This window comes from Nostoc sp. DedQUE02 (assembly GCF_034531035.1).
In the GTDB taxonomy this organism is placed as follows: Bacteria; Cyanobacteriota; Cyanobacteriia; order Cyanobacteriales; family Nostocaceae; genus Nostoc.
Genome location: NZ_JAVRBY020000008.1, coordinates 84,772 through 108,702 on the forward strand (window position 1 = coordinate 84,772; position 23,931 = coordinate 108,702).

At 38.5% G+C, this 23,931-nt stretch carries 13 protein-coding genes; all 13 read left to right on the top strand.

What is annotated here, in order from left to right; genetic code table 11:
- Positions 1 to 30: 30 nt before the first annotated feature.
- The 13 genes from RMX98_RS10215 (at position 31) to RMX98_RS10275 (ending at position 23,826) form a co-directional block, all read left to right on the top strand.
- The gene (locus tag RMX98_RS10215) at positions 31 to 858 is read left to right on the top strand and encodes a hypothetical protein (RefSeq protein ID WP_322680914.1); all 828 of its coding nucleotides are present in this window, start codon (positions 31 to 33) and stop codon (positions 856 to 858) included.
- Positions 859 to 941: 83 nt separating this feature from the next.
- On the top strand, positions 942 to 3,161 hold the full coding sequence (locus RMX98_RS10220) for a Rieske 2Fe-2S domain-containing protein (protein WP_322680915.1): 2,220 nt from the start codon (positions 942 to 944) through the stop codon (positions 3,159 to 3,161).
- Between the two features lie 16 nt (positions 3,162 to 3,177).
- Positions 3,178 to 3,786 carry a LysR family transcriptional regulator gene (locus RMX98_RS10225; RefSeq protein WP_322680916.1) on the top strand — a complete coding sequence of 203 codons (609 nt, stop codon included), beginning with the start codon at positions 3,178 to 3,180 and terminating at the stop codon, positions 3,784 to 3,786.
- Positions 3,779 to 4,465 carry a cupin domain-containing protein gene (locus tag RMX98_RS10230; RefSeq protein WP_322680917.1) on the top strand — a complete coding sequence of 229 codons (687 nt, stop codon included), beginning with the start codon at positions 3,779 to 3,781 and terminating at the stop codon, positions 4,463 to 4,465. Before RMX98_RS10225 ends, RMX98_RS10230 begins: the two co-directional genes overlap by 8 nt.
- A 13-nt stretch (positions 4,466 to 4,478) precedes the next feature.
- Positions 4,479 to 5,273 (top strand): SDR family oxidoreductase, encoded by a 795-nt coding sequence (locus RMX98_RS10235; protein ID WP_322680918.1) that lies wholly within the window; start codon positions 4,479 to 4,481, stop codon positions 5,271 to 5,273.
- Positions 5,274 to 5,502: 229 nt separating this feature from the next.
- Positions 5,503 to 10,452, top strand: coding sequence for a non-ribosomal peptide synthetase (locus RMX98_RS10240; protein WP_322680919.1), 4,950 nt, complete (start codon positions 5,503 to 5,505; stop codon positions 10,450 to 10,452).
- Between the two features lie 291 nt (positions 10,453 to 10,743).
- Positions 10,744 to 11,910 (top strand): aldo/keto reductase, encoded by a 1,167-nt coding sequence (locus RMX98_RS10245; RefSeq protein ID WP_322680950.1) that lies wholly within the window; start codon positions 10,744 to 10,746, stop codon positions 11,908 to 11,910.
- A 22-nt stretch (positions 11,911 to 11,932) separates the two neighbouring features.
- Positions 11,933 to 13,735, top strand: a complete 1,803-nt coding sequence (locus tag RMX98_RS10250) for an ABC transporter substrate-binding protein (protein ID WP_322680920.1) — start codon at positions 11,933 to 11,935, stop codon at positions 13,733 to 13,735.
- A 215-nt stretch (positions 13,736 to 13,950) separates the two neighbouring features.
- Positions 13,951 to 15,207: a glycosyltransferase family 4 protein gene (locus RMX98_RS10255; RefSeq protein ID WP_322680921.1), complete on the top strand. Its 1,257-nt coding sequence runs from the start codon at positions 13,951 to 13,953 to the stop codon at positions 15,205 to 15,207.
- An 86-nt stretch (positions 15,208 to 15,293) separates the two neighbouring features.
- The gene (locus RMX98_RS10260; RefSeq protein WP_322680922.1) at positions 15,294 to 16,271 is read left to right on the top strand and encodes a hypothetical protein; all 978 of its coding nucleotides are present in this window, start codon (positions 15,294 to 15,296) and stop codon (positions 16,269 to 16,271) included.
- Between the two features lie 96 nt (positions 16,272 to 16,367).
- Positions 16,368 to 21,029 (top strand): non-ribosomal peptide synthetase, encoded by a 4,662-nt coding sequence (locus RMX98_RS10265; RefSeq protein WP_322680923.1) that lies wholly within the window; start codon positions 16,368 to 16,370, stop codon positions 21,027 to 21,029.
- 86 nt (positions 21,030 to 21,115) lie between these two features.
- A complete protein-coding gene (locus tag RMX98_RS10270; protein ID WP_322680924.1) occupies positions 21,116 to 21,646 on the top strand; it encodes an MFS transporter in 531 nt (176 codons plus the stop codon).
- 161 nt (positions 21,647 to 21,807) lie between these two features.
- On the top strand, positions 21,808 to 23,826 hold the full coding sequence (locus RMX98_RS10275; RefSeq protein ID WP_322680925.1) for an ABC transporter ATP-binding protein/permease: 2,019 nt from the start codon (positions 21,808 to 21,810) through the stop codon (positions 23,824 to 23,826).
- Positions 23,827 to 23,931: the final 105 nt, after the last annotated feature.

Genomic DNA, 23,931 nt, shown 5'->3' on the forward strand with positions numbered 1-23,931 from the left:
TACTATTAAATAACCATCACTATGCATTTTATGAAAATTTCCAAATCTGTAGTTATCGGCTTGCTTGAACAAAAAACTTTATTTGTTGAAACTGCTTATAAAATGCCTTGCATCTCATATCAGAGTATGCGGCGTTCTTGTCGAGTAATCCGGGAGTTTGTACTTTACTATTTCCCGATTTATAATCTATCAATGAATGATTTCTTTCGGTTCTATCCCATACTAGGGTTTATTGAAGCTCTAGTTTATCAAACTGATGAGGAGGTCGAACAACTTCAAAGCGAAGCTTCCCATTACGAACTTTCAAATTCTCCCTGGGAATCAAAACAAAAAATTATTTTATCTGTGCTAGAAGAATTTAATATCAAACATTTTAAAGTTGAATATTATTTGAATAAACTCGGAGATTATTTTGAGCTAGAGACTCAGTTATTAAAAACTTCTCATATTACCCATGCAATGATTAGAAAAGCAGAGGAATTACGATCTTCTGACTATCGAGTTCTACATTGTACTTTATTGAAAATGCTAGGACTAAACTACCCACATCAGGAGTTGAATGAGGAGTTAAAATTGATGTGGCCTTTAGAAGTTTTAAATGACATTGAAGACGATTTGATGTCTTACTCAGAGGATGTAGCCACAAAACATTATAATACATACAGAATGTTTGTAAAATTGTATAGTGACAAAGCCCCTTATTATTTAAAGAGAGAGTTAGATTATTATGAAAATCTTTTTCATCAACAACTAGCACAGTTTTCAGACTTGAAGAGAGAAGCTTTTACTAGACCTTGGAATGCCTATCGTTTAGATCATCCAGTGCCTGTCATTCCTGAACCAATTTTTGAAGATTAATCTTAAGTTTTGCTAATAGCCAATTTTGTTTATTGGCTATTAGCAACTTATTTGTTAATGTCATAAAAGTAGGACAAGGTGAAATGTTTTTAGAAAAACAGAAAGCAATATGTCAGTTTTTTGTGGAAATTGGTCGGCAACAATATTGCCTTGTTTGTATGGCGATCGCTGCTGCGAAGAAGTCCCAAGTAACATGGAATAATTTTGTTGCAGCCTTGTTAAATGGAAGGGGTAATCCTACCATCGAACAAGCGTATGAGCATTTGGCAGATGTAGTAAATAAATATAATCAAGTTAATAATACAAAAGTTAATCTTAAAACTGTTATAGATTATTTTGTTGCTAAAATAATTCGCTCAATTACAGTTGAACCATCAGAACTATCAAAAAATTGGTATTTTATTTGTCAATTAGCAGAAATTCCTCACCCAGGAGATTTTGTAACTGTTCAGATTTTTCAGGAACCACTGGTGGCTGTGCGCCAAGTTGACGGCACAATTCGCGTTTTTATCAACGTCTGCACTCACCGTCAAGCACCTGTTTTTGAAGGTCATGGTTGTCTTGGGGCAGATAAATCGGTTCTTTGCCCTTATCATGGATGGGGATTTAGTATAGATGGTCGCTGTAAGAATGCTCCAGGGGCAAATAGAGGAGAATTTGGTGCTGATTTTGACCTCAAAAATTATAGTTTGCAAGAGTTGGAGGTCAATGTTGATGAGAATCAGGCAGTTTTTGCCAAGCTTGTGGAGAAAAGTTCGAGTGCTAATAGTCACATTCCTCAAGCAGCACAAACTGACACCGAGCCAAATATTGGCATAGCGATGCCTACGGCGGGCTTTGCCATCGCTAAACTGCTAGATTCTGTAAGTCCAGGTTATGCAGAAGGGGAAAGTGCATCACTCCCCGAAGAAATCCGCCTTTGGCTCAGGATTGGTTATCTAGAGGAACAACTAAAACACCTGATTGCAGACATTGAGCAACAACAGAAGACGAGGCGCAAAGAAGGACTTTTGTCAAGCAATTTATTGCTTGAGTCATTGATTGGGGAACTCAAACAAGCCATTTTGACTGTAGATTATAATTCGTCAACATCAGAACTTAATCAAGTCCTTCATCGAGTTGATAGTAGCAACATCCAAAAATACCTGACTTTAAAAGAGTCTATCCAGGTTGACGCTGATAGTGTGGAATACTTAGAGTCCGGCGCGTCTAGCGAAAGAAGGGAAGCATTACCTATTTGGATTTATGGCGATGCAGAATTATTTGCTCTAGAGATAGAACACCTAATCAAACCCACCTGGCAATTTGTTTGCCATGTGAATGAAGTTCTAGAACCGGGTAACTTCACTTGGCTAGATATTGTTGGTGAACGAGCTTATGTGATTCGGGGTACGGATGGCGGAATATTTGCAGGAAAACTCAAGGATGTCAGAGAACGAGGCAACTATCCTCAATTTGGTTTGCCCAATTACGGTTTAGAACCCATTGATGTTGAAGTTTTTTACGGATTTATTTTCATCCGCTTTACTTGGGAGGGTTCGAGACTAGCTGATACGTGGTATCAACCTCACTTATTAGACCCCTACAAACTTCAAGATATGCAACCCATTGGTGGGCCGGGTCGCTATGACATTAATGTAGAGGTTGATTACAAATTGCTGTGGGAAAACTTTCTTGAAGACTACCACTTTCCAATGATGCATAAAGGACTCACCCGACGATTTGGGGTGTCAAGCGATTGTGAAGGAATCAATGGCATGATTATCCCTCATCGCGATCCTCCTTCACAGAGCTTAACCCCGATTGAGTGGACATATTATCACAGTATGAAAGCTGTAGCGCGGCACTCTTGGGAGCATGAGAAGCAGTTACAAGATATTGCAGCTAAAACCCAGTCTTTACCTGAGCCTCTATGTTACTCTGCTTTCTGCTCAATGTCGTCTCAAGAACAGACACCAATGCCTATGTCTTTGAGCTTGTTTCCCGAACACGTTCAAGTTTTTTCGTTAGTTCCCGCAGGCCCTCGTGAGTGTCGCTTTCACATCCGCAGTTACGGTCATCGGCTCGACCCTGATGCACCTGATACTAAAGCGATTGAAGAGGCACGCCTAGCTAACATTCAACTTCTTGCCGAATCTTTACATGAGGACATTCGCGTTAACTATATTACACAAGACAGCGTTTCATCGCGGCTATTTGAAAAGTTAGGAATATTCAGCATTGCTGAATTCGACGTGGCCAAGTTTCAGGAGGCTATCTATACCAAGCTGCCAATGACTCGCCACCAAAAAAGATCGTTGTGAGTACTCAGGAAAAACTATGCTGGAATTTCAGATTGAATTTAAACCTCGTATCCCTCCTGCCAACAATTTAGTTATAGGTACTTTAGGGCCTAGTGCTACTAGTAGCGATTATGCTTCCCAATACATAACTAATCAACTGCTCTCAGAGCAATTGAGTGTATCAACTCAGTTGTTTGATAGTTTTACAGATGTTAGAGAAGCTTTGCTGCAAGACAAGGTGGATTTGGCTTTAGTTCCTCATGCTTACGACCGTATTAATGAGTTTTATATGGAGCCAAGTTTTGATTTAGGCTTCATTTTTATATATCCTACTCCAGTTTATGGATTGGCTAAGAAAAAAAATACAGAGGTAGTTTTCAACGGATCTAGAATTGTTACTCATCCTGCTCCTTTACCTCTATTAACAGAACTCTTGCCAGATTCTCAAGATCGAACACAAATACAAGTAGATTTGTCTCCTTCTACCAGCGATTCAGCAATTCAAGTAATGCAGGGTTTAGCTGATTTGGCTATTACTAATGAGAATGCTGTTAAAGCCTACGATTTAGAGTTTATTTCAACCTACGGAAATATCCAGATGAGTTGGTCAATTTTTCAGAAAAAATTAGCAAAAAATAATGTCTAAATATTTTCCTCAGCCAAAAATAATCAAAATTAATTCTGATGTTGAGTTAATCGCCTTTCAATGTCAAGATACAGTTGTGCAATTAGCTTCTATTCCCCCAGGAGCTATTTTTGAATTGCATCGACATCCCGAAAGCCAAATTGGAATGCAAATTGCGGGACGTTTGGAATTTAACCTCAACGGTACTAAAGAAATTCTGGAGCCATTCGAGCAAGTTTATGTAGCTGGTTCCAATGTTCTTCATGGTTCTAAAAATCTTTTCTCAGAAACAGCGTTAGCGTTTGATGTTAAACGTATCACAAATTCAGAGGAAGCTGAGGAAGCTATTTTGAAAGTTACATCAACTCAAGATGAAGTTACAGGTTTTGAGTGTAAGTCTGTTGTTGGTTCTTGGTTTGAGATTATTATCACTCAAATTCCTCCCAAAGGAATAATCCCAATTCGCAAATCGGCTAATGAAATAATGGGAATAGTCCTGAATGGTAAATTAGCGATCGCAGTTGCAGAACAACAGCAACAGGTAGAATATGGTAGTGTTTATTATGTTCCTGCTGATGTTGTTTATGGAGGATATAATTCTTCTGATGAAACAGTATCTTTGATTGAAATTGTGATTAAACCCCGCTCTCATTTTTCGCTCAAAGATAGTTTTTTTAAGACAGCGCTAACTACTTCCTAAAGGAATATTCATCATGGATTTAGGATTAACACAGAAAGTAGCTTTAGTGACCGGAGCAAGTGCTGGCATAGGTTATAACGTTGCCCAAAAGCTGGCAGCAGAAGGTTGTCAGTTAATAATTTGTGGGAGAAATTCTGAGCGGTTAGAACAAGCTTATCAAGGTTTGATTGGTTCTCAAGCAAAAATTGTCCCGATTTCTGCTGATGTGCAAAATCCAAGTGATTCTCAAAACTTAGTCCAAGAAGCTCTCAACCAATTTGGCAAACTTGATATCTTAGTTAATAATTCAGAAGGGGCTAGTTTTTCTAATGAAGCAATAGAAAATCTCTCTGATGAAGATTGGATAACTGTGTTTGAAGGCAAGTTAATGGGCTATATTCGCATGACGAATTTAGTGCTACCAACGATGAAAAATCAGCAATGGGGACGCATTATCAATATTGTTGGGACATCAGGGAAAGAACCTTCTAGTCGTCTTGTGAAATCGGGAGTGGCGAATGCTGGATTAATTAACTTTACTAAAACTGTTGCTTCGCAAGTTGCTAAGTGGAATGTTTTAGTTACCTGTGTAAATCCTGGTTTGATTGATACTCCCAGGCATAGAGAATATTTAGAAGTATTTGCCGAAGAGGAAGGTCGAACGGTTGATTCAATCATTGAAGGAACTAATAAAATGATTCCTCTTGGTCGTCGTGGTTTTTCTAGCGAAGTTGCTAATTTGGTAGCTTTTCTAGCGTCAGAATGTGCCAGTTATATTACGGGTGTTACTATTCCAGTAGATGGCGGATTATCAACATCTGCTTTTTAAGAAATTGGGTAAGCTTTTAGTTTATATAAGTTCTATTTTATTTATGAAAATTACTTTTTTTAAACGAACCGCAGAGGCCCAGAGGTGATTAATACATTGCTAAGAAAATTGGGCAAACCTCTGCGTACCTTTGCGCTTGACTCTGCGCTCCTCTGCGTTAAAAAATTGGTCTTGTACCTCACTTAAATGAAAATCGCAATAACCTAATTAATATCATCTTTAAAAAACAATGGTAATTGCACAAAAACAAAGTAAAAATAAAGATATTGAATCTATTTATCCTCTTTCACCTACGCAAGAGGGGATACTCTTTCATACTCTCTATGAGCCGGAATCGACAATATATTTTGAGCAGTTTCAATTAACTATTCATGGCAATTTAGATTCAGGTATATTTGAACGAGCTTGGCAACTATTGGTAGAACGACATTCGGCTTTGCGGACTCTTTTTGTTTGGAAAAATCGCAAACAAGCAGTTCAGGTGGTGCGTAAACAAGTGAATTTGCCTTGGTCTAATTTAGACTGGCGAATGTTTCCTCAGCAGGAGCAAGAAATCCGGCTCAATTCTTTCTTAGATTCAGATAGAAAACAAGGTTTTGAACTTGATAAAGCTCCATTAATGCGCTTTGCTTTAATCCGGGTAGGTGATGAAACTTATGAGTTTATCTGGAGTTTTCATCACCTATTAGTTGATGGCTGGAGTTGGCCGATTATCTTCAAAGAATTGTTTGCTTTATATGAGTCAATTCAGAACGGTCAACAGTTATATTTAGCTCCCAGTCGCCCTTACCGAGATTATATTAATTGGTTGCAACAGCAAGATTTGGCTGGAGCGAAGACTTTCTGGCAACAAAATCTTGAGGGGTTTACTGCACCTACGCCTTTGATAGTTGAACGATCGCTAAAACAGAGTTCTCACCAACAGCAAAATATTGAGGTGCGATCGCAACATCTATCAGCCGAGACGACAACTACCCTAAAATCTTTTGCTCAACAACATCATCTCACACTTGCCACCTTGGTACAAGCAGCTTGGGGGCTGTTACTAAGTCGCTATAGTGGTGAGTCTGACGTGGTTTTTGGCACTACTGTATCTGGTCGTCCACCTACTTTATCTGGTGTGGAGTCGATGGTGGGATTGTTCATTAATACATTACCCGCACGGGTGAAAATCCCGGATACAACCGATTTGTTAACCTGGTTGCGGTTGTTGCAACAAGAGTACATAGAACGGGAGCAGTATTCATACACTCCACTGGTCGATATTCAAGGCGTAAGTGAAATTCCTCGCACTCAACTTTTGTTTGAAAGCCTGGTTGTATTTGAAAATTATCCTGTAAATGTAACGTTACAACAACTTCCTGGAAACTTAAGCATTGGGGAACTACAAGACAGAGGACAAACCAATTATCCTCTCACACTGCTGGCAATTCCTGGCGAGGAAATGACTGTAAAGATTTACTACGATCGCGATCGCTTTGATGCAAACATTATCGATCGCATGGCTGGTCATTTCCTCACTTTGTTGCAGGGAATTACCGCCAATCCTCATCGGACTCCAGGCGAGTTACCGTTACTAACTCCAGCAGAGCAAGATTTGCTTTTAGTACAGTGGAATGCTACCTCAGCAGCGCATCCGATCAATCGTTGCATCCATCAATTATTTGAGGAGCAAGTTGAAAGAACACCCCAAGCCTTAGCGGTGGTATATGAAAACCAACGATTGACTTATGAGGAGTTAAATCAGCAAGCCAATAAAATCGCCCACTACTTGCAACGCTTGGGTGTGAAACCAGATGCTCCAGTGGGTATTTGCGTGGAGCGATCGCTAGCAGCTGCGATCGCTATTTTAGGAACTCTCAAGGCTGGGGGAGTTTGCGTTCCCCTCGATCCTACTTATCCGCCAGAGCGTTTAGCCTTCATGCTCAACGATTCTCAAGCACCAATCATCTTAACTCAAACACATTTGCAGTCATTATTTGATGGCAACTTGGCTCATCGTCTGATTGTGTTAGATGAAGATGAAGACGAAATCGCCAAAGAATCTCAGAGTAATCTGCAAGTTGAAGTAGCAGCTGATAATTTAGCTTACATAATATATACCTCTGGCTCTACCGGAACACCTAAAGGCACTCTTGTTACCCAGCGATCGCTCGCCAATTTAGTAGCACACCATCAGGCAAAAATGGCTACAGGTATTGGTGTACTTCAGTTTGCTTCCCTCAGTTTTGATGTCAGCTATCACGAAATATCCGTGGCGTGGGGCTTGGGAGGCACGCTGTATATGATTTCTGAATGCGATCGCAAAGATTTAGATAAATTAATTCATTTACTTGCTAATAACCCAATTGGTAAAGTTTTTCTGCCAGTTAGCCTTTGGCAGCAATTAGCAGAAATCTACACAGAGCAAGCACATCTATTTCAGAATATTCGGGAAGCGATCGCTTGTGGCGAACAACTGCAAATTACACAGCCGATGATTAAGCTGTTTAAGCGTCTGGAAAATTGTACGCTCTACAATTTCTATGGGCCTACGGAAGCTGACTTAGTGACAGCTTATACTTTTAGCCAAAAACCAGATGAATGGCCGATTTATCCTCCCATTGGTAAAGCTGCTGTCAATGTGCAAGTTTATCTGTTAGATGGCAACCTTCAACCCGTGCCGATTGGCGTTCCTGGGGAACTCTACGTGAGTGGTGATGGTTTGGCTCGTGGCTACCTCAACCGTGCAGATTTGACCAATCAAAAATTTCTCCCCAATCCGTTTACCGATTTTGGATTGCCGATTTTAGATTTTAGATTGAGGGACACAAGTGAAAATTTCCAATCTGCTGAAAGTTCTGAAAATCCAAAATCCAAAATCCAAAATCTAAAATCAAGTTGTTTGTACAAAACTGGCGACTTAGCCCAATACTTGCCAGATGGGAATATCGAGTTTTTGGGACGGATAGATGATTTAGTAAAAATTCGGGGCTTTCGCGTTGAACTGGGAGAAGTTGAAGCCGTTCTGAGCAAACATCCTCAAATTAACCAAGCTGTAGCTAAAGTGCATGGGGAAAGTGCTAGGGAAAAATATTTAGTCGCTTACTTTGTCCCCATTGCAGGAGAGACAATCACAGTCGAACAACTGCGGACTTATTTGACTGAGCAACTGCCAGATTATATGATTCCATCGGCTTTTGTCGAAATGGAATCTTTTCCGCTCACACCCAATGGTAAGGTAAACCGTCGCGCTCTCCCAGAACCGACAACCAGCCGACCGGAATTAAGTCAAACTTTTGTTGAGCCGCGTACTCCTACCGAAGAAATTTTGGCTGGGATCTGGAGAGATGTTTTAGGGTTAGAACGAGTTGGCATTTACGATAACTTCTTTGATTTGGGGGGACATTCTTTACTAGCAACTCAGGTGATTGCTTTAACGCGCAAAGCATTTGGGATAGAATTACCACTGTTAAGTTTGTTTGAATCGCCAGCGATCGCACCTTTAGCCGAAAAAATCGCTACAGCTAAAGCTCCAGACCGGCAGGAGTTAGCTCTAAAACGGTTGCCCTCGCAAAACGAGCCAATACCAATTTCTTTAACCCAGCTAGAATTCTGGTTTTTTGACCAATTCTATCCAGGCAATTCCATCTATAACCTGCCTTTGGTCTATCGCATCACAGGTGCGCTTAACGAGAAAGCATTAGAGGAAAGTTTAAGAGAAATTGTCCGACGACATGAAACATTGCGATCGACTTTTCAGGTTAAGAATGGCCAAGTTGTTTATGCTGTTGTTAACGAGCCTGTCTTTGACTTTTCCGTAATCGATCTGCGGCACATTTCCGTAACTGAACGCGAAACTCAAGTTACACAACTAGCTGAGAAAGAAATTAAGCATCCTTTCGATTTGGCACGAGGCCCTTTATTACGCAGCAAGCTTTGGCGCTTAGACGAACATGAGTATCTATTTGTTGCGGTCACCCACCATATTGTTGCTGATGGTTGGTCTTTTGGTGTCTTAACTCAAGAACTGGCAAAAGTTTACGAAGCTTTCTGTGAGGGTAAGCCGTCGCCGTTGACTGAGTTACCGATCAAATATACCGACTTTGCTCAATGGCAGAGGCAGTGGTTACAAGGAGAAGTCTTAGAATCTCAGCTTCAGTTTTGGCAAAAGCATTTAGGCACTACTCCCCCAATATTGAAGCTACCAACTGATCGTCCACGTCCACCAGCGCGAACCTTCAAGGGTTCAAGTCAATCAGTATTTCTCTCAAAAAAATTAACCGATGCGCTCAAGGCACTGAGTCAACAGGAAGGCGTAACCCTGTTTATGACTTTGTTGGCAGCATTCCAGACATTACTCTTCTCTTATACAAGACAGGAAAATATTATTGTCAGCAGCGCTCTGGCAAATCGCACCAGAGTAGAAACTGAAGCACTGATTGGTTTCTTTGTCAATTTACTGCCATTTTGTACCAACTTAGGAGGAAACCCCAGCTTCCGAGAACTACTTAGCCGAGTGCGCGAGGTAGCCTTGGGTGTTTACGCTCATCAAGAAATGCCCCTGATTAAGCTAATAGAAGAACTCCAACCAGTCAGAGATCCTAGTTACACATTAATAAATCAAGTGATGTTTGTCTTTCAAAATACTCCAGAGGATAATTTAGAATTTGCAAATCTCACTTTGAAAGAGCAGTTTATTGCTAGAGATACAAAAGATACCGCAGAGTTTGATTTAGAGTTAACACTCGAAGAAACATCAACAGGTATTGAAGGTTTGCTCGTATACAGAACCGATTTATTTGAAGCTACCACTATTACCAAGATGGTCGATAATTTTCAGACTTTGCTGGAAAAAATAACGACCAATTATAACCAACGTCTAGCTGAACTTATCTTAATACCTGAACTACCAACTTTGCCCACTCAAACTATTGTCTCTCCAATATCGGAGGATTTTGTTACACCTCAAAATCCTATCGAAGAAGTTGTGTTAGCTATCTGGAAAGAAATTTTAGGGATAGATCGAATTAGCACTCAAGACAACTTTTTTGAACTGGGAGGACATTCTGCTCAAGCTCTTGAAGTTATATGCAAACTACAGTCAGCTTTCCCAGTAGAACTTCCCTCGATCTACCTGTTTGAGAAACCTACTGTAGTTCAGCTAGCAGCAGCCATCCAATATCAATTAAACAGTTAAGGAATTTTCATGTAGGGTGTGTTGTCGCATAGCGCAACGCACCGTCAACAATCCAAGGTGCGTTATCCTACGGCTGGAAGTACCTTAAACTTCAATTTATTTTCGCCTACTTATCTAATATTTAAACTACTCTGTACAACAAAATCTAAATTTAGGAGTGAACAAAATGGAACTTACAAAAAACAATCAAATAATTGAAAAATCATACTTGATGTTTCATCTAAAAATAATGCAAGGCTTGATTTCGGCAAAAAGTCATTAATGAATCGCTCTAATCAAAACACATTTATGATGCAATATCGTAGATTCGGGCGTACAGAATTGCCAATGCCAGTTTTTTCCTGTGGCGGAATGCGCTACGTCTATACTGAGTATAAAGAGCTTACTCAAGAACAAATTCCCGATGAAAATCAACAGAATCTAGAAGCCACTATTCGCCGTTCTTTAGAAATTGGCATCAATCACATCGAAACTGCCCGAATGTATGGAACTTCTGAGATGCAATTAGGAGCGATTTTACCTAAATTGCCTCGAGAAAAAATTATTGTCCAAACTAAGGTTACTCCTACATCTGACTCTGAAGACTTCCGCCGTTTGTGTGAGAAATCTTTAGCTTTATTAAAGCTAGATTATATTGACTTATTAACACTGCATGGCATTAATAATTACCAACATCTTGAAGATAGCATTCGTCTCAATGGCTGTCTTGATGTAGCGCGACAATTGCAAGCTCAAGGTAAGGTAAAGTTTATTGGCTTTTCTACCCACGCTCCAACAGACTTAATTATCAAAACCATTGAAACCAATCAATTTGATTATGTAAATCTCCACTGGTACTACATTAATCAATTCAATTGGCCCGCCATTGAAGCCGCCAAACATCATGACATGGGTGTATTTATTATTAGCCCATCAGATAAAGGTGGTATGCTTTATAAGCCTCCACAAAAGTTATTAGACTTGTGCTATCCTCTTAGCCCGATGGTGTTTAACGATCTGTTTTGTTTGAGCCATCCGCAAGTACATACTCTCAGCTTGGGCGCATCTAAACCATCAGATTTTGACGAACACTTGAAGGTTATAGAACTTTTAGATCGAGCAGATGAAATTTTACCACCAATTTTAAACCGTTTAGAGAAAGCAGCGATCGCCACATTAGGACAAGACTGGTATCGCACTTGGCACACTGGTTTACCTAGATATCCCCAAACCCCTGGTGAGATTAATATTCCAGTTATTTTATGGTTGCGAAATTTAGTGATCGCTTTTGATATGTTTGAATATGCTACAAGACGTTATAACCACTTAAATACTGCCGATCCTTGGTTCCCTGGTCTGACAGCAGAAAAAGTTAGACAATTCGATCTAAGTGATTGTTTGCGTCATAGTCCCCATGCTGACAAAATACCAGCTTTATTAGAAGATGCTCATAGGTTGTTATCTCAACCTAGTCAATAATAAATTGCGGAGTGGTTTCACGATGTTGAATTATAAGTTATTAAAAATTAATAAAAAATATACTGTAATTCGCCATCGTTGGTTAGTAATTTTGCTGGCTTTTGTAACTGCGATCGCAATAATTCTTTCTAACCAAATTAACTTAACAACCCAAGCAAAACCAATATCCCAAATTATTATTTATGTACCAAATGAACCCACAACTTTTAATCCAGCTTTAATACTCGAATCAGCTTATACTTTACTATTTAATTATGAGGGTCTAGTTAAAGAAAATGGCCGGGGAGAAATTGAACCTTGTCTAGCTGAATCTTGGCAAACATCACTAGATAAAACACAAGTAATATTCACTCTCCGCAAAGGTCTAAAATGGTCAGATGGTAAGTCACTAACTGCGGAAGATGTGGTTTTTACTTACAATGAAATTTATGCCAATCCAGTCATTCCAGCTTATGCTAAAGACTTCTTCCTAATTGGTAAAAACCGTACATTTCCCAAAGCACGTAAATTAGATGATTTGCGCGTTGAATTTACATTACCCGAACCATTTGCGCCCTTTATTCGGGCAACAAAGCTAGAAATTTTACCAGCGCATGTATTTCGAGAAAGTGTTAAACAAAAAGACACCGAAGGTAGACCGAAATTTTTATCTACTTGGGGAACTGATACTCCACCAAAAAATATTATTGTCAATGGCCCTTATATAATAGAATCTTATACTCCTAGCCAGCGAATAACTTTTCGGAAAAATCCTTATTACTGGCGTAAAGATACTCAAGGCAATTCGCAACCTTATATAGAACGTGTCATTGCCCAAATTATTCCTAATCAAGATACTGCTTTAGTTCAATTCCGTTCTGGAGGATTAGATTATATCAACGTTAATACTAATTATTTTTCTTTATTAAAACATGAAGAAGGGAAAGGAAAGTTTACTATTTATAATGGCGGTCTTTTTATCGGTTCAAGTGCTATTACTTTTAATCTCAATAAAGGTAGTAGAAATAGTAAATTATTGGTCGATCCAATCAAGTCTCGATGGTTTAATCAAGTCGAATTTAGACAAGCGATCGCTTATGCAATTAATCGCCAACAAATACTCAGCAATATCTATAGGGGATTAGGTCAGCTACAAAATTCACCCATCGCAGTACAGAGCAAATATTATTTACCCATAAAAGCAGGTTTAAAATTATATGAATACAACCTCCAAAAAGCCAAAGACCTACTCTTAAAAGCAGGCTTTAAATATAACAATCAAAATCACTTATTAGATAAGCAAGGAAATCTTGTTCGCTTTACTCTCACAACAAATGCTAGTAATAATATCTTGCAGGCAATGGGAGTAATCATCAAAGAAAATTTGCTTGACCTTGGTATAACTGTTGATTTTAATCCTGTAGCTACTAACATTTTCATTAACAAATTGACTCAAACTTTTGATTGGGAATGCCAATTACTTGAGGTAGCAGTCGGTCAAGAACCCAATGATTGGGCTAATGTTTGGCTTCCTGATGCTGGTTTGCACTTTTTTAATCCACTATCCCCACCAGGACAAACGCCAATAACCGGGCGAGAAATAGCAGGCTGGGAACGAAAAATTGGTGATTTATATATGCAAGCAGCCTCAGAATTAGATGAAGCAAAACGCAAGGCTATCTATGCAGAAACTCAACGCATTACTCAGGAGTATCTACCATTTATTTATTTAGTCAACCCTTTATCAATGGTGGCAGTCCGAAATCGGATTCAAGGTATTGAACACTCTGCCCTTACAGGAACATTTTGGAACCCTTACGACCTAAAAATGACAAAAAATAACTGAATTGGAATCTTCTAAATTTATAAATTCTAACAGTATTACATCCTAAATGAAACGTAAGCAAATTCACTCTCTACTCTTTATTCCCTACTTCCTTGAGGAATTTATAAATCAAAGATAATTGCTATATCTCATTACTTGTTAAAATACCAATTACTATCATTCATTTCCATAGTTTTCCTAGAAACCAACTTTCTTAATCAATAAATATAAAAAACATGAAAATTGCCTTTTTCGATTATCCTTGGACTCTTGGAGAACCACCTACTGTTGGATCGCTATGTCTATATTCTTACCAAATGGGGCGTTATTTAGCTCGTTCTAATGAAGTTATTTTCTATGGCTCAAAAGCTCCACATCATCAAGAATTAGAATATTACGAAGAAGGAATTCTTTATCGAAGAATTCCAAAAAGCTTTATCAATCAGCTATTGGAACCATTGAATTTACTTGATAACTGGCAAATATCGAATCCTAAACGTCCCTTTTTTGCTTCTAAACTATATTATTTAGGTTATTATTTGCAAATTGCTAGAGATATACAGTCACAGCAATGTGATGTTATCCATATGCACCTTGTTTCTCAATTTGTGCCTCTCATCCGAGCATTTAACCCTCAAGCTAAAATTGTTTTGCACATGAATACTGAGTGGTTGACACAGCTTGATTCTGTAATGATAGAACGACAAATTGAGCAAGTCGATCTGGTGATTGGATGTAGCGATTACGTTACTAATAAAATACGCAGCAGCTTTCCCAAAATCAAGTGTAAAACTATTTTTAATGGGGTAGATATTAATATTTTTTCACCTAAAAATGAACCTGTAAAAATAAGAGAAAAGAAGATTAAACAATTATTGTTTGTTGGTAGAATATCTCCAGAAAAAGGAGTACATATTCTATTAGAAGCATTTAATAAAGTGAGATTAAAGTATCCTAACGTGCAATTAAAAATAATAGGGCCAGAAAATGCTGTATTACCTTGGGAAATGATGAATAGAGAAGATCCCAATGTAGTAAAATTAACTCCTTTTTACAAAGAAAACTATGGTTCGCAACTACGGAAGATAATTTCTCCAAACGCTGCTAATTCTGTATTTTTTGTGGGAACAGTCGAAAACTTTAAGTTAATTGAATATTATGAACAAAGCGATATTTTTATCTTCCCATCAATTTGGAACGAGCCATTTGGAATACCAATTATCGAAGCAATGGCTATGCAATTGCCTGTCATTGCTACTTATAGTGGTGCTTTTCCAGAAATTGTGGAGCAAGGAACGACAGGTTTATTAGTGGAGAGAAGTGATGCTGATGCTCTAGCTGAGGCAATTCTGTGCTTACTCGAAGATGAGAATCTCAGCAAAGCAATGGGAAAAGCTGGACGACAACGGGCAGTTGAAAAGTTTTCTTGGGATTGCTTGAGCGAAAGCTTATTGGATCGGTATAAACAAATTTGTGGAAACACTATTGATTGATAAATAATTTAGTTTCAGTTTAAGAGTGCGATTACTCCAATCATAAATTCTTACCTTCCCAATAAATTAACTCAGGAGATTATAAAATGACCACAATTTACTTACACATTGGTATGCCTAAAACAGGAACAAGCTCTCTACAAAAAATATTATTTAATAATAGAAATAAGCTTTTAAAAAATGGATATTTATATCCTATGTCTGGTATACGTAATAATGCTAAAGAAGTAGAAGATCGTTATTGCCATAATCTTTTAGCTCTATTTTTTCTTGATTTTAAAGAAAAAAATGATTTGCTTTCACAGTTTTCAACTTGGGAAGGTCTTAAAACCGAAATAGATTCTATTAATCCTAAAAATGTGATAATTTCGGCAGAGGCTTTTACTTTTTATGATGTCTTTTATAAATCTGAAACAATTGCTAAAGTCAAAAATTTATTAAAGGATTATGAAATTAAAATAGTAATTTATTTCAGAAAGCAAGATGATTTCTTAGAATCCTGTTATCGTTACATGGTTAATATAGGAGCATCAAGAATAGGCATCAAAGATTTTTTTAATGAATTTAAATATATGTTTAATTATTATCAAATATTAGAAAATTGGGCAGATATATTTGGATATAAAAATATTATTGTTAGACGTTTTGACAAAAAAAATCTGAAAAATAATAATTTTGATGATTTTTTACAAGCAATCAATTTATTAGGAGATAAAATTATTTTTGAAGCCGATGATGTTGATAAAATAAATGTATCTCCTTCAGTCAAAATGACCAAAATACTTTTACTTATGAATATTTTTAATGAAATAGTTATAGAAAAAGTTGTAAATATTTTTTATGATAATTATTGGCGAAGATATCAAGATTTTTTGAGGTATTTACGTAATAATAAAATGATATGCAATTATTTCTCGACTTTGCCCACTTTTTTAGTTGATGATACTCTTATATCACTAGAAGAAAAACAAAAATTTATGGAACAATTTGAACAATCAAACAGTCAGTTAGTTATCAAGTATTTGGGGGGAAAAGATGAAAAGTTATTTGAAAGTACTCTATAATTTTTAGTTAAAATTGTACTTTTTTAAGTGTAGTATTTCTCTAGAATATTTTGAATTTGGAGAATTTGTATTAGCCCTGTCAAATTATGGCTCAAAATGAAATATCTGGATGATATTAGCAAACTGCAACTAATTAAAAACAAAAATATTGAATCTATATACCCTCTTTCTCATCTGCAACAGGGTATGCTTTTTCATACTCTGCATGAGCCAGAGTCAGGAGTATATTTTGAGCAGTTTTGTCTTACACTATCTGGAAATTTAGATATTAACTCGCTTCAACAGACCTGTGCGCGAGTAGTCAAACGTCACCCAGTTTTGCGTACCCTGGTTGTTTGGAAAAAGCAAGAAAAGCCTCTCCAAATAGTATGTAAGCAAGTAGAGCTACATTGGCAAATATGTGATTGGCGTTCCTTATCTGAAAAAACAAAAAAAGAGCATCTAGAAGCGTTTTTACAAAGAGATAGAATTCAAGGCTTTGTTCTTGATAAAGCTCCCTTGATGCGCTTCAGTTTAATTAGAGTTGCTGATGATACTTACGAATTTATTTGGAGTTTTCATCACCTACTAATTGATGGCTGGAGTTTGTCAATTCTCTGCAAAGAATTTTTTGCTTTTTACAATGCTTTAATTAAAAGCGAATATTTATATTTAAATACCCCCCGTCCTTATCGAAATTATATTAATTGGTTACAGCAACAAGATTTAATAGCCGCAGAAAAATTTTGGCAGCAACAACTTCAAGGCTTCACTAGTCCTACTCGGTTGTTATTAAATCGGGGTGAGTTGCAACATTCTCCTCAGCCGAAAACTTATCACGAACACCAGTGCAGTTTATCAGCAACCATAACTGCGGCTTTACACTCCCAAGCACAGCAGTATCATTTAACAGTTTCTACCTTCATTCAAGCAGCTTGGGCGATTTTACTTAGTCGTTACACTGATGAGTCTGAATTGGTATTTGGTGCAACTGTATCCGGTCGTCCTCCTACTTTATCGGGGGTGGAATCTATGGTGGGGCTATTCATTAATACTCTACCAGTCAGGGTGAAAGTACCAACAGCAACATCTTTATGGCGATGGCTGAGGGAATTGCAGGCTCAACAGATAGAGCGATCGCAATATTCTTGGTTTCCATTAGTAGATATTCAAGCTAATAGTGAAATCCCCCAAGATTTACCTTTATTTGAAAGCATTGTGGTGTTTGAGAACTACCCACAAAATCCTTTATTATCAAATCCCGGTGCAAGCATCCAGATTACCAAACGGCGAGTCATTGAACAAACTAATTATCCCCTGACAGTCATCGCTCTACCCGGACAAGAATTATCTCTACGCATTCTTTACGATGGTAGTCGCTTTGATGAAAAAACTATTACCCGGATGATGGGTCATCTGGTGACTTTGTTAGAGGCTATGGTTACTAACATCGAGCAGACAGTACCAGAAATATCTATGCTTACGGCTGCCGAACAGCAGCAAATTTTAGTATGGAATGATACTCAAACAGATTATCCCCAAAAATGTATTGCTCAGTTGTTTGCAGAACAGGTGAAACGAACACCAGATACAGTTGCAGTTTCTTTCCAATCTCAACAACTGACATATCGTGAATTAAATTGTCAGGCTAACCAGTTAGCGCACCATCTCCAAAACCTGGGAGTAAAACCAGAAGTGCGGGTGGGGATTTGCGTTGAGCGTTCTTTAGCGATGGTAGTCGGAATTTTGGCAATCCTTAAAGCTGGCGGTGCTTATGTACCCTTAGATCCGCGATCGCCCCAAGAACGCTTGAGTTATATGTTGAGTGATTCTCAAGCGTCGGTGTTACTTACAGATTCATCAATTAGCTTATCCCAGCCATCATTAACAGTTGTTTGCTTAGATAAATCGGAGATTTTCTGCCACAACAGCCAGGAAAATCCTGCTAGTGAAGTTACACCAGATAACTTAGCTTATGTGATGTATACTTCCGGCTCAACTGGTAAACCTAAAGGTGTCGCCATGAGTCACCGTTCTTTGGCGAACCTTTTACATTGGCAAATGGGCGAAAGTGCTGTTAATTTTGCCAAAACCTTGCAATTTGCTTCTATCAGTTTTGATGTCTCTTTTCAAGAAATCTTTTCTACCTTGTGTAGTGGCGGAACTTTAGTTTTAATTACCGCAGAAATACAGAAAGATGGGTTTGCACTATTACAATTAATTGCCCAAGAAAACATAGAAAGACTGTTTCTACCCTTTGTCGCCCTTCAACAGTTAGCTCATGCTGCATCTATTACTCAAATCTATCCCGCATCCTTGCGTCAAATTATTACCGCCGGAGAACAGTTACAAATTACTCCCGATTTAGTCAAGTTTTTTGAGCAACTTCCTGGTTGTACGCTGCAAAATCAGTATGGCCCAACGGAGAGTCATGTAGTAACAAGTTTTACCTTACAAGATTCTGTCAGCAATTGGCCGCAACTGCCACCTATTGGTCGAGCGATCGCAAATACGCAAATCTACATTCTTGACCGCAATCTGCAACCATTACCGATTGGAGTTCCGGGAGAACTGTATATTGGCGGCGTGGCGATCGCCAGAAGTTATATTAATTCCCCAGAATTGACGGCTGAGAAATTCATTGCCAAGGATGGGAGTCGTTTGTATAAAACAGGCGATCGCGCTCGCTATTTACCTGATGGCAACATCGAATTTCTCGGTCGCATTGACAATCAAGTGAAGGTGCGGGGCTTTCGCATTGAACTGGGGGAAATTGAAACCGTACTCGCCGCACATCCACAGGTAAGAGAAGCAGTAGTTATTGCAAGAGAAGACCAACTAGGAAATAAGCGTCTGGTCGCCTACATTGTGCCCAAACAGCACCTAGATACCAGCGAACTGCTTTGTTACCTCAAACAAAAGCTACCTGAATATATGCTGCCTTCCGCTTTTGTCAAGTTGCTGGATGCTCTACCTCTAACCCCCAGTGGCAAGACAGACCGCCGTGCTTTACCAGAACCTACGAGTAGGGAAACGCGTAATGTCTCTACAGACTCCATCCCACCCCGTACTGCTACTGAAGATGTTATAGCAGGAATCTGGAGCGATGTTTTAGAGTTGGAACAAGTTGGTATCCATGACAACTTTTTTGCATTGGGAGGGCATTCTTTATCAGCAATGCAAGTCATTGCTCGGTTGCGAGAAACCTTCAAGATGGAGTTACCCATAAGCTGGCTGTTTGATTACCCGACAATAGTCGAACTAGATCGGCAGATTTCAGAATACCGCCAAAAAGAGGCAGGGGAGGGGGGGAGCAGGGGAGCAGGGGAGCAGGGGAGAAATAATCATTCTTTCTTATCCCCTTTTTCCCCTTTGCCTTATTGTCAAAATGACTTTACTCTATCTCTCAAACCAGTACCTCGGAATACAAAAGAGTTGCCAATCTCTTTGACTCAGCTTGAGTTTTGGATATTAGCTCAATTAAATCCGGGCATTCCCGTCTACAATATTGCCCTGGCTTATCGCTTGACGGGTTTACTCAACGTAAATGCCTTGGTGCAAAGCCTCGTGGAAATTGTCCGTCGTCACGAAGCTTTGCGAACTACTTTTACTATTACGGATAAACAAGTTGTTCAGAAAATTATTCAAGAGCCTATCCTACCATTTTCAGTGATAGATTTGCGAAAACTTTCTGAATCTAAAACTGAGCGAAAAGCTCTGGCTCAAAGATTTGTAACTGAGGAAAAAAACCAGCCTTTCGATTTAGAACAAAGCCCATTGTTACGCATTAAACTGTTGCGGCTCTCTGATGCAGAGCATTTACTCATAGTAACTATCCATCATCTGGTTTTTGATGGTTGGTCTGTGGGTGTGTTTTTACAGGAGTTAACAAAATTATACGCAGCATTTTATCATGGTCAGCCCTCACCACTTCCCGATTTACCCATTCAATATGCTGACTTTGCCCATTGGCAACAGCAGTGGGTTGCTCGTCCGGCTTTCGTGTCTGAGCTTGACTACTGGAAACAGCAACTAAGCAATAGTACACTTTTACTAGAGTTACCTAGCAATCGCCCGCGCTTACCACTACGAACTTTTCAAGGTGCAAGTCAAACTTTCATTATTTCTAAAAGCCTAACAAATGCTCTTAAACATTTGAGCCAACAGCACAATGTAACTCTATTCGTGACTCTACTAACAGCCTTCAAAATAGTGCTGTTCTATTACACCGGACAGTCAGATATTATCGTGGGCGCTCCTTTTGCCAATCGTCAGCAAGTAAAAACTAAAGAACTTATTGGATGCTTCATTAACACATTGCCAATACGTACATATTTGGGGGGCGATCCAAGTCTGAGTGAGTTGCTATATCAGGTGCGTGGCTGTTTTTTGGCAGCCTGCGATCGCCAGCAAATTCCCTTCGTGAAGTTAGTAGAAGTACTACAGCCAAAACGAGAACCAAGCCACTCTTTGCTATATCAAGTGATGTTTAACTTCTTGCCTCCATCAGATTTAAAACTGACAAATTTAACTGTTTATCCCTGGTCAATTGAAACTAATACAGCAGAATTTGATTGGGATATTTATCTTCAACAAACAACATTAGGAAGTATTGAAGGGAAATGGTGCTACAAAATCGATTTGTTTGATACTACTACTATTAGCCGTGTGGTAACTCAGTTTCTAGTGTTGCTTGAGCTACTAATTAATAATCCAGAATGCCGCCTGAGTGACCTTGGTTTACTATTTCAAAAGCATAATTCTCAATGCCGTGCGTAATTCGTAATACTTCGGCTACGCTCAGTACCAGTTCGTAATTCGTAATTAAAAGATTTGAACAGTAAAAAGCTAATAAATACCTGATTATGATGTCAAACGTACAGATGATAGAAAAAACAAGACTGAATACTTTGCGGGAAATACAACTGTTGATCATTGTTTGGATAGGACAGTTGATCGCTTTGATTGGTTCCAGTACCACTGCCTTTGCCTTAGATATCTGGGTTTATAATCGCACCGGATCAGTTACCCGGTTTGCTTTAGTCTCTCTGTTCAATACTCTACCGTTAATCTTAATTTCCCCGATCGCTGGGCCTTTAGTAGATATGTGGGATCGCCGCAAGACAGTGATTTTCGCTGATGTCTTGGCGTGTTTGGGAACTATTCTTTCGCTATTTGGCATTGCGATTTTGACAGGTGGCTTACTCGTCAGCATCTGGGGAGGACTAGAACGCAACATATATATATGCCATATACGGGTGTATGCTTTTGAGTGGCGTATTTATTTTCGTCGCCGATTTGCAAGCCTCCCTTGTCATCTTCACTGTTGGTATCTTCTTATTTTTCCTAACACAACCGATCATTTCCAGTTCCACCCAAGCTGTCATGCAAAATAAAGTAGAACCTAGTGTACAAGGTAGAGTTTTTGCGATTAAATGAGCGATTGAAAAGTCACAGCGAAACAGTTTTCAAACAATCTCTTAGCGGATGTTAATAATAATTGGTATTAGTATTTTTGTCATTCAATCCAAAAAAGATGTTCAGCTTATTTTAGAATATGCAAACCAAAGTTTCTCGCGGTCAATCCTTAAAAAAAGATCCTTCTCCTCCGGCTTCTAATAATTTTTGGGAGAATGTAAGAGCGATCGTTCAGCCTTATTGGTATCCAACAGAGTCCGAGGAAAGATTATTTTCAGACGTGATTCGGATATGGGGAATGCTGATTCTCCTGATTTTATTAATAATCACGCTAGTGGGTGTAACTGCCTTTAATAGCTTCGTTACTCGCTATATAACCGATGTTATTGAAGAAAAAGATTATCCTAACTTTATTAATACAATAGTAGTTTTCGCTGCTGCTCTTGTCTGCATAACACTCTTAAACGGATTTTCTAAACTTGTTAGAAATAAAATCGCTCTTGATTGGTACAAATGGTTAAATAATCATACATTATCAAAATATTTGAGCAATCGTGCTTATTATAAAATAAACTTTAGATCCGATGTTGATAACCCAGATCAACGAATATCCCAAGAAATAGAACCCATTACCAGCAATGCTTTGAGTTTTTCAGCTACTTTTTTAGAAAAAGTGCTGGAAATGACGACTTTTTTAGTAATTCTTTGGTCAATTTCCCAATTTATTACAACTGTTTTGGTTGTTTATACAATCGTAGGCAACTTGATTGCTATTTACTTAGGTCAACAATTGAATAAAATTAATCAAGAAGAATTAGAACTAAAAGCAGAATACAGTTATTCTCTGACTCATGTTCGTAATCACGCTGAATCAATAGCTTTTTTTCAGGGAGAAAGGCAAGAATATAATATAATTCAACGAAGATTTATTAATCTCCTGAGAAATGTCGAACGCAAGATTAATTGGGAGAACAATCAAGAGCTTTTTGACGGAGCATATAAGTCTGCTATTCAAATATTCCCATATCTGGTACTCGCACCTATATATATGAGCGGTCAAGCTGATTTCGGAGAAGTTGTTCAAGCCAGTGTAGCTTGTAATCAGTTTGCCAATGCTATGGCAACATTAATTAAAGAATTTGGGACTTCTGGACGATTTTCTAGTTATGTTGAGCGTTTATCTGAGTTTTCAGATGCGTTAGAAGCAGTTACCAAACAACCTGAGAATGTCAGTACTATTAAAACAATAGAAGAAAACCGTTTAGCTTTCGAGAATGTCACCTTACAAACGCCAAACTATGAACAGGTGATCGTTGAAAATTTATCACTTTCTGTTCAACCAGGAGAAGGCTTATTGATTGTCGGCCCTAGTGGACGAGGAAAAAGTTCTCTGTTGAGAGCGATCGCTGGTTTGTGGAATGCGGGAACGGGTCGTCTGCTACGACCTCCTCTGGAACAAGTTTTGTTTTTACCTCAACGTCCCTATATTATTTTGGGAACTTTACGCGAACAACTACTTTATCCGCAGACAACTCGTCAAGTCAGCGATCAAGAGCTCAAAAATGTTTTGCAAGAAGTTAACCTGCAAAATTTGGTGAAAAAAGTTGGCGGCTTTGATGCAGAAGTCCCCTGGGAGAATATCCTATCCTTGGGAGAACAACAACGCCTTGCTTTTGCACGATTGTTAGTTACTCATCCAAGCTTCACTATCTTAGATGAAGCAACGAGTGCTTTGGATTTGAAAAACGAAGGTAATTTATATCAACAATTACAAGAAACAAAAACAACTTTTATCAGTGTTGGACATCGTGAGAGTCTTTTTAATTATCATCAATGGGTTTTAGAACTCGCACAAGATTCTAGTTGGCAGCTTGTGACTGTTCAGGATTATCAAAATCAAAAACTAAGTATTAATCAACCTACCGCAAATACTCAAATCAAAATAGATGATTCTTCTCAAGATACTCAAAATGAGTCAGAAATCAGCACAAGCGAAAATCTTACTCATAAAGAAATAAATGCCTTAACTTCCTATTCCATTACTACTATTAGAAGTAAGGCAAGCAAAGGTGAGTCTATTACTACTAGAAACGGCGTTATCTATCACTATGATAAAGATCCCAAGGTATTAAAATGGGTAAGAGTACAGATTACATAAAGCCTCGCTTAGTTGAATAAAATGGATGATATTATACTACCAACCAATCGCACACCACGGACTTACACCCGCCAGCAAAGTTAACAGCAACCGCACCTCATAAAA

Excerpts from the sequence above, each read along its gene's own strand:
- RMX98_RS10215 (WP_322680914.1), top strand. The coding sequence starts at position 31 with ATGAAAATTTCCAAATCTGTAGTTATCGGCTTGCTTGAACAAAAAACT.
- RMX98_RS10220 (WP_322680915.1), top strand. The coding sequence starts at position 942 with ATGTTTTTAGAAAAACAGAAAGCAATATGTCAGTTTTTTGTGGAAATT.
- RMX98_RS10225 (WP_322680916.1), top strand. The coding sequence starts at position 3,178 with ATGCTGGAATTTCAGATTGAATTTAAACCTCGTATCCCTCCTGCCAAC.
- RMX98_RS10230 (WP_322680917.1), top strand. The coding sequence starts at position 3,779 with ATGTCTAAATATTTTCCTCAGCCAAAAATAATCAAAATTAATTCTGAT.
- RMX98_RS10235 (WP_322680918.1), top strand. The coding sequence starts at position 4,479 with ATGGATTTAGGATTAACACAGAAAGTAGCTTTAGTGACCGGAGCAAGT.
- RMX98_RS10240 (WP_322680919.1), top strand. The coding sequence starts at position 5,503 with ATGGTAATTGCACAAAAACAAAGTAAAAATAAAGATATTGAATCTATT.
- RMX98_RS10245 (WP_322680950.1), top strand. The coding sequence starts at position 10,744 with ATGCAATATCGTAGATTCGGGCGTACAGAATTGCCAATGCCAGTTTTT.
- RMX98_RS10250 (WP_322680920.1), top strand. The coding sequence starts at position 11,933 with ATGTTGAATTATAAGTTATTAAAAATTAATAAAAAATATACTGTAATT.
- RMX98_RS10255 (WP_322680921.1), top strand. The coding sequence starts at position 13,951 with ATGAAAATTGCCTTTTTCGATTATCCTTGGACTCTTGGAGAACCACCT.
- RMX98_RS10260 (WP_322680922.1), top strand. The coding sequence starts at position 15,294 with ATGACCACAATTTACTTACACATTGGTATGCCTAAAACAGGAACAAGC.
- RMX98_RS10265 (WP_322680923.1), top strand. The coding sequence starts at position 16,368 with ATGAAATATCTGGATGATATTAGCAAACTGCAACTAATTAAAAACAAA.
- RMX98_RS10270 (WP_322680924.1), top strand. The coding sequence starts at position 21,116 with ATGATGTCAAACGTACAGATGATAGAAAAAACAAGACTGAATACTTTG.
- RMX98_RS10275 (WP_322680925.1), top strand. The coding sequence starts at position 21,808 with ATGCAAACCAAAGTTTCTCGCGGTCAATCCTTAAAAAAAGATCCTTCT.